This window comes from Frigoribacterium sp. Leaf186 (assembly GCF_001423905.1).
GTDB lineage: Bacteria > Actinomycetota > Actinomycetes > Actinomycetales > Microbacteriaceae > Frigoribacterium.
Genome location: NZ_LMPQ01000009.1, coordinates 69,199 through 81,793 on the forward strand (window position 1 = coordinate 69,199; position 12,595 = coordinate 81,793).

The 12,595-nt window shown below is 73.5% G+C and carries 11 protein-coding genes; 4 read left to right on the forward strand and 7 right to left on the reverse strand.

Going from position 1 to position 12,595, the window contains the following annotated elements:
- Nucleotides 1-111: 111 nt before the first annotated feature.
- The 6 genes from ASG05_RS06400 to ASG05_RS06425 all read right to left on the reverse strand — a co-directional run bounded on the left by ASG05_RS06400 (nt 112) and on the right by ASG05_RS06425 (nt 7,111).
- Nucleotides 112-1,311, reverse strand: coding sequence for a Fic family protein (locus tag ASG05_RS06400; protein ID WP_056258990.1), 1,200 nt, complete (start codon nt 1,309-1,311; stop codon nt 112-114).
- 39 nt (nt 1,312-1,350) lie between these two features.
- Entirely contained in the window at nt 1,351-2,088 is a 738-nt protein-coding gene (locus ASG05_RS06405; RefSeq protein ID WP_056258993.1) for a gamma-glutamyl-gamma-aminobutyrate hydrolase family protein, read from the reverse strand.
- Nucleotides 2,089-2,262: 174 nt separating this feature from the next.
- Nucleotides 2,263-3,030, reverse strand: coding sequence for a hypothetical protein (locus tag ASG05_RS06410; RefSeq protein WP_157490105.1), 768 nt, complete (start codon nt 3,028-3,030; stop codon nt 2,263-2,265).
- 137 nt (nt 3,031-3,167) lie between these two features.
- Nucleotides 3,168-5,249, reverse strand: coding sequence for a fructose-specific PTS transporter subunit EIIC (locus tag ASG05_RS06415; RefSeq protein ID WP_056258998.1), 2,082 nt, complete (start codon nt 5,247-5,249; stop codon nt 3,168-3,170).
- A gap of 33 nt (nt 5,250-5,282) precedes the next feature.
- Entirely contained in the window at nt 5,283-6,251 is a 969-nt protein-coding gene (locus ASG05_RS06420) for a 1-phosphofructokinase family hexose kinase (protein ID WP_056259208.1), read from the reverse strand.
- Nucleotides 6,252-6,322: 71 nt separating this feature from the next.
- On the reverse strand, nt 6,323-7,111 hold the full coding sequence (locus tag ASG05_RS06425) for a DeoR/GlpR family DNA-binding transcription regulator (protein ID WP_056259000.1): 789 nt from the start codon (nt 7,109-7,111) through the stop codon (nt 6,323-6,325).
- A gap of 334 nt (nt 7,112-7,445) precedes the next feature.
- Here ASG05_RS06425 and ASG05_RS06430 point away from each other — a divergent pair, with 334 nt between their 5' ends.
- On the forward strand, nt 7,446-7,760 hold the full coding sequence (locus ASG05_RS06430; protein ID WP_056259003.1) for a hypothetical protein: 315 nt from the start codon (nt 7,446-7,448) through the stop codon (nt 7,758-7,760).
- 538 nt (nt 7,761-8,298) lie between these two features.
- Nucleotides 8,299-9,132 carry a DUF817 domain-containing protein gene (locus tag ASG05_RS06435; protein WP_200936772.1) on the forward strand — a complete coding sequence of 278 codons (834 nt, stop codon included), beginning with the start codon at nt 8,299-8,301 and terminating at the stop codon, nt 9,130-9,132.
- Nucleotides 9,133-9,216: 84 nt separating this feature from the next.
- Here the strand turns inward: ASG05_RS06435 and ASG05_RS06440 are convergent, their stop codons facing one another.
- On the reverse strand, nt 9,217-11,073 hold the full coding sequence (locus ASG05_RS06440) for a GAF domain-containing protein (RefSeq protein WP_157490106.1): 1,857 nt from the start codon (nt 11,071-11,073) through the stop codon (nt 9,217-9,219).
- A gap of 180 nt (nt 11,074-11,253) precedes the next feature.
- On the opposite strand from ASG05_RS06440, the gene hxlB reads away from it, so the two are divergent.
- On the forward strand, nt 11,254-11,871 hold the full coding sequence (hxlB, locus tag ASG05_RS06445; RefSeq protein WP_056259007.1) for a 6-phospho-3-hexuloisomerase: 618 nt from the start codon (nt 11,254-11,256) through the stop codon (nt 11,869-11,871).
- A gap of 79 nt (nt 11,872-11,950) precedes the next feature.
- Nucleotides 11,951-12,574 carry a 3-hexulose-6-phosphate synthase gene (hxlA, locus tag ASG05_RS06450; protein ID WP_043597635.1) on the forward strand — a complete coding sequence of 208 codons (624 nt, stop codon included), beginning with the start codon at nt 11,951-11,953 and terminating at the stop codon, nt 12,572-12,574.
- The last annotated feature ends 21 nt before the right edge of the window (nt 12,575-12,595 follow it).

Below are 12,595 nucleotides of genomic sequence, written 5' to 3' on the forward strand. Positions count from 1 at the left end.
CCGAAAGCGCCGTCGCCCGGCCCGAGCCCGCCGTCGTCGAGCCCGAGACCGCCGTCCTCACGCTCGAGCCCGCCGTCGTCGAGCCCGAGACCAAGGTCGTCGTGCCCCGCCTCACCCTCGCCCGCGCTTGGCTCGCACTGCGAAGGCGTCGAGGGCGACGAGCACGTCCGGCGCCTCGTACAGTCGTCCCCGTCGCGCCTCGCCGATCGGCCGGACGATGCCGTCGTCGACCAGTCGCTTGATGCCGGCCCGGGCGTTGTTCGTCGCGACGCCGAGTTCGCGGGCGACCGACGGCACGTCTACGACGGGTTGGCGCTGCAGCACGTCGAGCAGTCGTCGGCCGACCGACCCCGCGCGGGCGGTCGTGAGGTCGTCCCACTGCACGCGCAGCCGGGTGAGGTCGGTCACGAGCGAGCGACCGTTGTCGACCGCCTCGCCCGTGGCCCGGGTGAAGGCGCGCACGATCGGTTCGACGTCTCCGTCGCGGTAGGCCCCGAGCGCGTCGAAGTACCCCAAGGCGTCTCGCAGCAGACCGGCCGAGACCGGCACCGTCACCTGACGCATGACGCCCAGCCGACGCAGCATCGAGTGGACGATCGCTCGACCCGTGCGGCCGTTGCCGTCGGGGAAGGGATGGATGGTCTCGAACTGCGCGTGGGTCAGGGCGACGTGCACGAGCGCGGGCAGGTCGTCACGGCGGGCGAACGCGAGCAGGTCGCTCATGGCCGCGGGCACCCGCTCGGCGTGGGGTGGCACGAAGTCGGCCGTGTGCGGGCTGGTTCCCGAGCCGCCGATCCACACCTGCTGATCGCGCCAACAACCCGTGTGGTGCGGTTGCTCGTCGCCGAGGAGGGCCTCGTGCATGGCGATCACGGCCGTGTCGTCGAGGTCGTCCGCGAGGGCGACGGCGGCTTCCATCGCGCGGGCGTTGGCGATGACGAGTCGGGCGTTCGTCCCGGCCTTGCGCCCCAGGGCCGCGAGGGCGATGCCGCGGGGCAGGGCGGTGAGGTTCTCGATCTCGGAGCTCGACGCGGACTCGCTCCGCAGCAGGATCGCCGCGAAGGGGGCGGTGAAGGCCCCCACCTCGGTGTCGAACCGGGCGAGCTCGGCGACGGCGTCCTCGCAGTCGACCACGAGGTCGTCCGGCAGTCTCGGCGCGGTCACCCCGGCGATCGCCGGTGTCACGGCCGCCTGGTACGGCCCCCGCGATCGCAGGCGCGCCCTTCGTGAGAGCGGGGCGTTCTCGTCGTCGTCCCACGGGTGGCTCTCGTACCCGACCCGCGGCCAGGACGAGGCGGCAACCGTGGACATGGATCCACCTTAGCCATGGTTGGCCGACCAAACGTACCCTCAGTGCACGAACGCCGCGTCGCGCGCGGCGACGAGCAGGTCGGTCAGCACCGTGCCGGTCGCACCGCGGTCCTCCGGGTGCCACTGGACGCACCACACCGGCGCCGAGTCGTGCTCGACGGCCTCGACCGTGCCGTCGTCGGCCCAGGCGACGGCCCGCAGCCCGTCGCCGAGCCGGCCGACCGCCTGGTGGTGCGAACTGCGGACGACCAGCGACGTCGTGCCGAGCATCCTCGCGAGCGTGCTGCCGTCGGCGAGGCGGACCGGGTGGTCGACCATGCTGTCCGAGACGTCGTCGGGGTTCACGTGGCCGGGGTGCTCGAGGTGCTGCACGAGGTCGCCGCCGAGCGCGACGTCGACCACCTGCATGCCCCGACAGATTCCGACCAGCGGCAGCCGCGCCTCGACGGACCCGCGCACGACGTCGAACTGCACCCGGTCGGCCTCGGCGAAGGTCTGGCCGCGGCCGGGGTAGTCGGCGGGGCCGCCGTAGTGGCTCGGGTCGACGTCCTCGCCGCCGGTGACGAGCACGGCGTCGGCGTCGGCCAGGGCGGCGCGCACGTCGCCCAGCCGGTTCGCCGGCACCCGCCTCACCGCGAAGCCGACCTGTTCGGCCGCGGCGACGACCGAGGTCGACAGGTCGTCGAGCTCGCGCTCGAACGCGGGGTCGTCACGGGCCTCGTCGGTGACGTCGAGGACCAACAGCGTCAGGAGGCGCGGTGCGGGCGAGTCGCTCATCCCGCCATCCTGGCAGCGTCGCGCGGCCCCTGCGGCTCGCGCCGCCCCCGCCGCCCCCGCGGCCCCGGCGGCCCGGGCCGCACGCCGCGCACCACACCGCGTTTCGTGCACCGCACCGCGACGAGACCGGGTGTCGTGCACGACATGCGGCGTGGAGCCGTGCACGACGGGTCGCTAGTCGGTCCCGTCGATGCCGCCCAGCCGTTCGAGCACGCCGGTCAAGATGGTGCCGGCCGCGTCGGGCAGCACGTGGTGGTTCATGTAGATCGCCTCGAGCCAGGGCAGCACCTCGTTGCGGCCCCAGCCGACGGCCTCCCAGTCGACGCCCGGCAGGGCCTTCGTGACGGGCTGGTCGGTGCGCGGGTCGAGCCAGGCCTCGGCGATCGCCACGCCGTCGGACGCGCCCTGCGGCGTCCAGGTCAGGGCGATCGGGTGGTCGTCGCCCTCGATGTGGTCGTGTTCGACGGCGCCCGAGCCGAGCCAGGGCAGGGTCAGCAGCTCGCCCTCGATGTCGACCTCGACCAGGTCGAGCTTGCGTGCCTCTTCGACCTCGCAGACGTAGAGGTCGAAGCCGGCGTCGTGCCAGGCGGCGGCCTCGTCGACCTCGTCGAGCAGGTCGGGCATGCGGCGGTGCAGGTCGACGATCAACCGGGTCGACCACTCGACCAGAACGCGCGTGTCGGCGACGCCGAACGGGCTGAGGTCGCTGTCGTCGCCGTTCGCGAGGTGGAAGTGGTGCTCGACGTCGCCGGAGGGCGTCGTCTCGAGGTGCACCTGCCCGGTCTCGTAGCCGACGTAGAGCGCCGTGATCAGGTCGTCGTCGTCGTACTCGGCGTAGAGGTTCGGCTTGCCGAGCGCGGTCGGCAGCGGCGTCTGCGCGGCCGGGCGCTGGCCCAGGTCGAACACGGCACGGAAATGGGTGGTGGGGAGCCTCAGGCTCATGTCGGTCACGGCGTGGGGTCCAATCGGTTGCTCACGCCAGGGTAGAGGACGCGGCCGTCCGCCCGCGGTCCGGTGACGACGAGGAGGCGCGCTCCGGGTCTCCCCGGAGCGCGCCTCCTCGTGTGGTCGCCCCGGTGCTACGCGACGGCGGGCGTGCGGGTTCCGCTGAGCGAGCCGATCTCGGCGTCCTCGGCCGCGACCTCGGTCGCGACGTCCGTGCGACGGACGAACTTCTTCAGCGCGACCAGCACGAGCGCGCTGACCACCGTGCCGGCGAGGATCGCGACGACCCACATGCCGAAGTTGCCGATGGCGAAGAAGACGAACACGCCACCGTGTGGGGCCTGCGACGTGACGCCGGCAGCCATCGAGATGGCTCCGGTGACCGCGCCTCCGACCATGCTCGCCGGGATCACGCGCAGCGGGTCGGCGGCGGCGAAGGGGATCGCGCCCTCCGAGATGAACGAGGCGCCGAGCAGCCAGGCCGCGCCGCCGTTGGTGCGCTCGACCTGGGTGAAGCCCTTGCGGTACAGCACGGTCGAGGCGAGGGCCATGGCGAGCGGCGGCACCATGCCGGCGCCCATCACGGCGGCCATGATCATCCACGGTGCGGGGTTGTCGACCGTGCCGGCCGACAGCCCGGCCACGGCGAAGGCGTAGGCCACCTTGTTGACCGGGCCACCGAGGTCGAAGCACATCATCAGGCCGAGGATCACGCCGAGCAACACGGCTCCCGTGCCGCTCAGGCCGTTGAGGAAGTCGGTGAGCGCGGCCATCAGGGCCGCGATCGGCCCACCGAGCACGAGCAGCAGCAGGCCCGAGGCGAAGATCGACGCGAGCAGCGGGATGATCACCACCGGCATGAGGCCGCGCACGAAGCGGGGGACGTTCCAGGTGCCGATGAAGTACGCGGCCGCACCGGCCAGGAGGCCGCCGACCAGACCGCCGAGGAACCCGGCGTTCATGAACACGGCGATCGCACCGGCGACGAAGCCGGGCGCGATGCCCGGTCGGTCGGCGATGGCGTAGGCGATGTAACCGGCCAGGGCGGCGACCAGGAAGCCCATCGAGGCCCCACCGATCTGGAACGCCGCGGCGCCCAGGTAGTAGCCGAGGCCCTCGGGTGGCAGGTTGAGCAGTGAGAAGTTCTGCAGCGTGAAGACGGCGTTGTTGACGGTGTTGCCGTCGGCCGTCAGGGCGATGCCGAAGCCCGAGAGCAAGAAGCCCAGGGCGATCAGCAGGCCGCCGCCGGCGACGAACGGGATCATGTACGACACCCCGGTCAGCAGCCAGCGCTTGAGCGACGAGCCGAAGCCCTGTCGTCCCTGCGCCATGGCCGGGCCCGACGCGGTCGAGCCGCTGACCCGGGTCGCCCGCGGGTCGGTGGCGGCGGCCAGGGCCTCCTTCACCATGGCGTCGGGAGCGTCGACGCCGCGCTTGACGGGGCCACGCACGACGGGCTTGCCGGCGAACCGGCCCTGGTCGCGCACGTCGACGTCGACGGCGAAGATGACGGCGTCGGCCTCGGCGATGACGGCGGGGTCGAGCGGGGTGACCTTCGACGAGCCCTGCGTCTCGATCTGCAGGTCGGCGCCGAGGCGCTTGGCCGCGGCGACGAGGGCGTCGGCGGCCATGAAGGTGTGGGCGATGCCGGTGGGGCAGGCGGTCACGCCGACGAGCTTCGGACGACGGGCACCGCCGTCGGACGAGGAGGCGCCGGTCGCGCCGGCCGCGGAGGTCGCGGTGGCGCCGCGCGTCTCGGCCACCTCGCCGCTGACCTCGTCGTCGACGAGCTTCACGATGTCGGCGGGCGTCTTCGCGGCCCGCAGCGAGGCGGTGAAGTCGTCGCGGATGAGCGCACGGGCGAGGGTGGAGAGCACCGTCATGTGGTCGCCGTCGGCGCCCTCGGGCACCGCGATCATGAAGACGATGTCGGCGTCGCCGTCGGGGGCGCCGAAGCCGACCGTGCGGGCGAGACGCGAGAAGGCGAGCGTCGGCTCGGTGACCGAGGCCGACCGGGCGTGGGGGATCGCGATGCCGCCGGGGACGCCGGTGCCGACCGACGCCTCGCGCTTGATGGCGTCGTCGGCGAGCGAGTCGGCCGAGCCGGCGCGGCCCGAGGCCGCGACGCGCGCGGCCAGGGCGCGGATGACGTCGGTCGACGTGCCGCCCAGGTCTTCGTCGAGACCGACGAGGTCGGTGCTGATGAGGGATGACATGCTGTTCTGCTCCTTGGGGTTGGGCGACGCTGCTCAGAGGTGCCCGACGGCCGCGGGGGCCACCGGGACGACGTCGATGTCGTCAGGGAAGGTCTGGTCGAGGCGGGGGACGATGCTGCCGGGCAGGGCCGCGGCGGCGGCCCCGGACGCGACGGCCTGGGCGAGTCGGGCCGGGGCGGGGGCCCCGGTCGTCTCGGCGAGCAGGTAGCCCGACAGCGACGAGTCGCCGGCGCCCACCGTGCTCAGGGCGGTGATGACGGGGGCGGCGGCGAACCACGACCCCTCGTCGTCGATCAACAGGGCGCCCGCGCTGCCGAGGGTGAGCAGCACGGTCTCGACGCCCAGCTCGCGCAGGCGTCGGGCTCCGGCGACGGCCGAGGCCGGGTCGGCCTCGTACGCCTCGGGGTCGCCGCCGACGATCTCGGCGAGCTCGTCGGCGTTGGGCTTGACCAGGTCGACGCCGACGCCCGAGGCGATCAGCGCGGCGAACGGCTCGCCCGACGAGTCGACCGCGATGCGCGGGGCGGCGTCACCGCAGGAGGCGCGCACGGCTCGGACGACGTCGGCCAGCCAGGTCGTCGGCAGGCCGGGCGGCAGCGACCCCGCGAGCACCAACCACGAGGCGAGTGCCGCGTGCTCGACGACGAGGGCCGTGAGCTCGTCGACGTGGGCGCCGAGGTCGGGGCCGAGCTCGTTGATCTTCGTGGTCGTGCCGTCGGGTTCGGTCAGCGTGACGTTGGCCCGGAGGCGCTGGGCGATCGGCAGGTTGACGGTCGGCACGCCGCGCTCGCGCAGGGCGGCGAGCACCGGGTCGTCGAGGGCGCCGGGCAGCAGGGCCACGGTCTCGGCACCGGACGCCGCGAGGGCCCGCGAGACGTTGACGCCCTTGCCGCCGGGCTCGTCGGTGGTGCTCACCGAGCGCTGCACCGAGCCGCGCTGCAGGGCGCCCGGCAGCTCGATCGTGCGGTCGAGCGACGGGTTCGCGGTGACGGTGAGGATCATGCGGGCGCCTCCTGGCGGCGGGACGGGGTCGTGCGAGATCACGAGGGGGCGGGGCGTGGGGGCGTCGGCGGTCATGCGACGATCACCTCGACGTCGGCGAGCTCGAGGGCGTCGGCCAGGTCGGGGGCCGGGGCCGCGTCGGTGACCACCGTGTCGACCTCGGTCAGGCGCGCGAACCGCACCAGCGCCTCCTCGCCGTGTTTCGTCTGGTCGACGACGGCGACGACGCGGCGGCCGGCCCGCACGTAGGCCGACTTGACGGCGCCCTCGAACTCGTCGGGGGTCGAGAGGCCGAAGCCGGCGCTGAGGCCGTTGGCGCCGACGAAGACGATGTCGGGGCGGAGCGCCTGGATCTGCTCGACCGTGCTGGTGCCGACGGCCGCGCTGGTGAGGCCGCGGACCCGGCCGCCGAGCAGGTGCAGGTCGACGTGCGGGCTGTGCTGCAGCAGGGCCGCGATGGGCACGGCGTTCGTGATGACGGTGAGCACGGTGCCGGGGGTCGCGGGCGTCCACCGGGCGAGCTCGGCGGCGACGGCGGCCGTCGTCGTGCCGGCGTCGAGGGCGATCGAGCCCGTGAAGGTCGGGGGCACGAGGTGGGCGGCGGCCCGGGCGACCGAGGTCTTCTCGGGGCTGTGCCGGGTCTCGCGCTCGCTGAGGCTGAGCTCGGTGACGCTCGAGCGGCCTGCGACGACGGCGCCGCCGTGCACGCGCTGCAGCAGCCCGGACTGCTCGAGGGCGTCGAGGTCGCGGCGGACGGTCTCGGCCGTGACGTCGAGACGCAGGGCGAGGTCGCTGACCGACACGCGGCCGGCGGAGCGCAGGGCCTCGGCGATCGACTCGTGGCGTTCGGTGGCGTACATGCGACCTCCTCGTCGTCTCGCCGTGCTGCTGATGTCGTGCTGCTGATGACCGTCCGGCGGTGTCTCTCGCCGTCGTTGCGCCGACTGTACGGCTCTTCCGACCCGAAAACAAGACAAAACCAGAAAAACGAAGAAGAACACAGATCAGGGCCCTCGCCGATCAGGCATGTCCGCAATGCGCACTTTCGTCGATCTGGCTAGATCATCTAGCTACTCACCTGTCAGAGTTGTCGACGTACCGGTTCACGGCGGTACGGGCACCGACTTCACGGGCGGTCCCCGCAGTTCCAGCAGGTTCCTCAGATGGCGCAGGGTCATCAGAAATGAGAAGAACATGAACATCAGCAGCGCCTCGCTCCAGGGCCTCGGCCACGAGCAGCTCGTCTCCCTCGTCCGCGGCACGGTCGGTTCGGCTCGCCCCACGGCGACCCGCGTCAGCACCGGTCGGGTCGACTCCGGCCTCTACCGTCGCGACCCCCGCGTCCCGGCCGCCCGCATCGAGACGTACCCGCGTCGTCGCCGCGCCCGTGCCGCCGCCGTCGCGCTGGCGGCGCCCGTCGCCGCCGCCGTCTCGGCCGTGACGCCGGTCGACGAGCCCACCTACGCCGACTTCCTCGTGGCCGCTCCGGCCCACGCGATGTCGGCCTGAGGCAGGCTCGATGACCTTCGCCCAGCGCATCCTCGCCGACCAGGACGGCGACCACGTGTCGTACTTCGACACCGCCCTCGACGACACCGACGACCTCGACTGAACGGCCCCACCATGACCCCCTCGCTTCCCTCCCTCGACACCCTCGTCCACCCCGACCTCCACGAGTACGTGGCCGACCGGTACCCCTTCGTGGCGGGCCTGGTCGACGACGACCAGATCTGACCCCCCGGGCCCCGGCCCGGTGCACGACTTCGGACGGGCTGACGCCCGGCCCGTCGACGGTGCGTACCAGCGACCCGCAGCGCGGGACGCCGACGAGCACCCCACGAGAGCCCCCTCGCCCCACGGTGAGGGGGCTCTCGCGTGTCCGCGGGGGCGTCGTCGGCCCGATCGCCGACGCGACCCGCGGGGGAGGCGCGTGGTCCTCGGGACGGACGCCGCGCCTCCTCGGGGTCCGTAGCGTGGACGGGGTCGCACCCGTCGGGGCGACGGTGCGCCCACTCGGCCCGCATCGACGACGAACCGAGGAGGCACGGTGTCCGCCGTCGAGATCGTCCCGCGTCACCGCCTGGGTCGCGTGGCCCGCACGCGCGAGGGCCTGCTCGACCTCCTGGCCTTCGGCCGCGCCCAGGCCCTCTCGTGCGCGTTCGCGGTCGCGATCTTCGCCGGGCTCGCCGTCACCCGCGTGGTCGACGTGGTCGTCCCGCGTTACGACGCCCTGCTGATCTGGTGCGTGCTCGTGCAGGTGCTCCTCGTCGCGACGCGGCTCGAGACCCGCGACGAGCTGCTCGTCATCGGCGTCTTCCACGTCCTCGGGCTCGGGCTCGAGGTGTTCAAGGTCGCCGTGGGGTCGTGGTCGTACCCCGAGCCGGGGGTCCTGCGCCTGGGCGACGTGCCGCTCTACAGCGGATTCATGTACGCGGCGGTCGCGAGCTACATCTGTCAGGCGTGGCGTCGGCTCGACCTCCGCATCGACCCGGTACCGATGGTGGCGACCATGGCCGTCGCGGTCGGGTTCTACGTCAACTTCTTCACCAACCACTGGATCACCGACCTGCGCTGGGCGCTGCTCGGCGTCGCCGCGGTGCTGATCGCCCGGCGGTCGGTGACCTTCCGCGTGCGGGGCGTCGACCGCCGCATGCCGCTGCTCGTGTCGTTCGCCCTGATCGGCCTGTTCATCTGGGTCGCCGAGAACGTCGCGACGCTGCTCGGGGCCTGGACCTACGCCTCGCAGGCCGACGGCTGGAGCCTCGTGCACCCGAGCAAGATCGGCTCGTGGATGGTGCTCGTGATCTTCAGCTTCATGCTGGTGCTCTGGCTGAAGCAGCGGAAGGGCGGCTCGACGGCCCAGGCGGCCTCGGGGGCGTGAGGTCGCACCGCCGTCGCGTCGTGGCACCACGCTCGGGGGTGGTTCGACGACGCGGACGTGGTGCGACCTCGCCGGGGGCCTGCGTCAGGGTGCGGCGTGGCGGCCGACGCGCGCGGGGGCGGGCGAAGCGAGCGCGGGGGCGGGTGCGGCGGGGGCCGCGGGCGCGACGCTCGGCGCAGCGACGGGCGCGGCGCCCGGCGCGACGCCCGGCGCGACGCCCGGCGCGACCGCGTCCGCGGCGTCGGCGACGCCCTGTGCCAGCGCGGCCGCCTGCGGGGCGCGACCCGACAGGGCCGCCGCGACCGCCGCCTCCCGGGTCTCGTACATCGTCGGCAGGTCGTGTCCACCCTCGGCCGTCTCGTAGCTCTGCAGCTCGAGCTCGGCGAGCCGGGCGAACTCGGCCAGCTTCTCGCTCGACACGCTCTTGGCCTTGCGGGGCCGCGTGTTGTGCAGGCAGAACGTGCCGATGGCCTCGCCCGACGACGAGTGGATCGGGTGGCCGGCGTAGAAGTAGCCGTGGTTCAGGTCGAGGTAGGGGTTGTCCTTGAAGCGGTCGTCCTTGCGGGCGTCCTCGACGATCACGGGGGCGTCGGCCGCCACGGTCACGTCGCAGAACGTCAGCTCACGCGGGATCGACACCGGCAGCAGCTCGGTGTTGACGGCGTAGTAGAGCTTCTTGCCGTCGAGCAGTGAAACGACCGCGACGTCGACGCCGAACTCCTTCTCGGCGAGGCGGGCCAGGTCCTGCAGCGTGTCCGAGCCGCCGGTGCTCGCGAGCTCGACCAGCTTCTCGGCACCGGACCACTCGAAGGTCGGCTCGGGCAGCGCTCGCCGCGGGCGGGCGGTGGGCACGCCCTCGGTCGCGAGCGCAGGAGGCGCGGCGTCGGTCGCGAGCGCCGGTGCGGCCGGCGCGGTGGCGGCACGGTCCGCCTCGGCCCGGGCCTGCTCGAGCCGGGCGACCTCGCCCCGGGCGTGCTCGAGTCGGGCTGCGACCGGGTCGACCGTCGGCGTCGCGACCGCGGCCGGGGACGGTGCCGCGGACACGGCCGGGGACGCGGGTGCGACCGTCCACGGCGCGGGTGCGACCGCGGGTGCGGGGGCAGCCACCGACGCCGCGAGGCGCCGCGCCCCCTCGAGCTGGGCGGCGACCCGCTCGGGCACGACCGGAGCGACCGAGGTGCGCCCGATGTGCTCGACCGTCTCGCCTCGGCGGACCACGTCGAGCGTCGGGGCGACCCGGTCGGCGACCACGGCGCCCCACTGCCGGTACATCGTCTCGCAGCCGTGCGGGCGGCCCGGCTGCAGCTCGCCCGCGGGCAGGCGGAAGTACGAGGTCGACGGGTGCGCCGTGGCGATCCGCTCGGTGATCTCGTTCATGCGGGCGGCGTGCCGGTCGGCGACCGAGCCGAACGCGTTGTCGAAGCGGGTGACCGAGCGCACGGGCTGCACCCCGACCAGCACGATGCGGGCGGTGGGGTGCACCCGGCGGGTCAGGTCGGTGACGAGCGCCGAGACGTCGCGCTGCCAGGAGTCGAGCGGGGTCAGCATGACCGCGTCGTTGAGTCCGAGCATCACGACGACCGTGTCGTACAGGCTGAGGTCGTGGTCGCCGATCCACGAGCGGGCCGAGCCGGCGTTCATCATCTCGTCGCCGATGTAGTCGACCGAGCACGCGCGCCCGGTCTCCTTCGAGGTCTCCTTGGCGATCTGGCCGGTGAGCGCCTGCTCGTGGCTGGTCACGCCGAAGCCGTGGGTCGGGCCGGTGCCGATCAGCAGCACGGTGTCGGGGTCGGGGGAGTCCGCGCGGTAGGTCGGGCGCCCGCGGGGCGAGGGCACGTGGCGCGAGCGCGAGAGCGTCCACAGGTAGAACAGGCGCATGGCCGGCCGCAGTCGTTCGTAGCTGCGCGTCGGGTGCGCGGGTGTGTCGACCGTCCTGGTCACGTGGTGCTCCTCGGGTGTCTCGCGGTGTCTCGTCCCCCGCATCCAGGCTAGGCAGCGGGCCCACGTCGGGCTGCCCCCAGTGCGGGTGCGCGGTGGCCCCCCTTCTGGTCGCAGGCCGGCCGCCGCCGGTCGGGCTCGAACCTGGACGCCGGGAGGCGCGGTGCGAGCAGGGTGGTACCCGTGACTCCCACAGACAGCACGCCCCCCGACGACCAGGGCTCCGTCGCCACCGCCCTCGAGCTCGTGGCCGACGAGGTCGACGCCGCCGTCTCGGCGGTGCTCGACGCCGACGCCGGCGACGACGACACCTCGGGCCAGCTCGACGCGTTCGCCGACCTGGTCGACGACGCCGAACGGGTCTTCGTCCACGGGGCCGGCCGTTCGGGCCTCGCCCTGCGCATGACGGCCATGCGGCTCATGCACCTCGGCCTCGAGGTGCACGTCGTCGGCGAGGTGACGACGCCCGCCATCGGCGAGGGCGATGTCCTGCTCACCGCGAGCGGTTCGGGCACCACGTCCGGCATCGTCGCGGCGGCCCGCACGGCCGTCGACGCCGGGGCCCGCGTGGCCGCGATCACCACCGCCGTCGACTCGCCGCTCGCCGACCTGGCCGAGGCCGTGCTCGTCGTCCCCGCCGCCGACAAGCAGGACCGTTCGGGCACCGCGTCGGCGCAGTACGCCGGCGGCCTGTTCGAGCAGGCCGTCGTGCTGCTCGGCGACGCCGTCTTCCACGCCCTGTGGAAGCGCTCGGGCGCCGACGCCGACGAGCTGTGGCCGCGGCACGCCAACCTCGAGTAGCCGCGCCGCGCCTCCTCACGGGCACCGCGCCTCCAGACCCTTCCGAACCGACCATCCGATCCACAGAGAGAAGAACGACATGAAGCTGCAGTTCGCCATGGACACCCTGACCACCGACGCCGCCCTCGAGCTGGCGGCCGCCGCCGCCCCGAGCGTCGACATCATCGAGCTCGGCACCCCGCTGATCAAGGCCGAGGGCTTCCGAGCCATCACGGCGATCAAGGAGGCGCACCCCGACAAGATCGTGTTCGCCGACCTCAAGACGATGGATGCCGGCGAGCTCGAGGCCGGCGAGGCGTTCAAGGCCGGCGCCGACCTGGTGACCGTGCTCGGCGTCGCCGGTGACAGCACGATCGCCGGTGCCGTCAAGGCCGCCAAGGCGCACGGCAAGGGCATCGTCGTCGACCTGATCGGCGTGGGCGACAAGGCCGCCCGCGCCAAGGAGGTCGTCGCGCTCGGTGCCGAGTTCGTCGAGATGCACGCCGGCCTCGACGAGCAGGCGGAAGAGGGCTTCACGTTCGAGAAGCTGCTCGAGGCCGGCAAGGCGTCTGGCGTGCCGTTCTCGGTCGCCGGTGGCGTGAAGGCCGCCACGGTCGGCTCGGTGCAGGACGCCGGGGCCGACGTCGCCGTCGCCGGTGCCGCGATCTACTCGGCCGACGACGTCGCCGGTGCCGCCGCCGAGATCCGCGCCGCCATCAAGTAGCCCCCCGCGGGCGGCCCGGCC

Bases quoted from the DNA above. Each gene is read 5' to 3' on its own strand.
- ASG05_RS06400 (WP_056258990.1), bottom strand. From the start codon at position 1,311: ATGTCCACGGTTGCCGCCTCGTCCTGGCCGCGGGTCGGGTACGAGAGC.
- ASG05_RS06405 (WP_056258993.1), bottom strand. From the start codon at position 2,088: ATGAGCGACTCGCCCGCACCGCGCCTCCTGACGCTGTTGGTCCTCGAC.
- ASG05_RS06410 (WP_157490105.1), bottom strand. From the start codon at position 3,030: ATGAGCCTGAGGCTCCCCACCACCCATTTCCGTGCCGTGTTCGACCTG.
- ASG05_RS06415 (WP_056258998.1), bottom strand. From the start codon at position 5,249: ATGTCATCCCTCATCAGCACCGACCTCGTCGGTCTCGACGAAGACCTG.
- ASG05_RS06420 (WP_056259208.1), bottom strand. From the start codon at position 6,251: ATGATCCTCACCGTCACCGCGAACCCGTCGCTCGACCGCACGATCGAG.
- ASG05_RS06425 (WP_056259000.1), bottom strand. From the start codon at position 7,111: ATGTACGCCACCGAACGCCACGAGTCGATCGCCGAGGCCCTGCGCTCC.
- ASG05_RS06430 (WP_056259003.1), top strand. From the start codon at position 7,446: ATGAACATCAGCAGCGCCTCGCTCCAGGGCCTCGGCCACGAGCAGCTC.
- hxlA (WP_043597635.1), top strand. From the start codon at position 11,951: ATGAAGCTGCAGTTCGCCATGGACACCCTGACCACCGACGCCGCCCTC.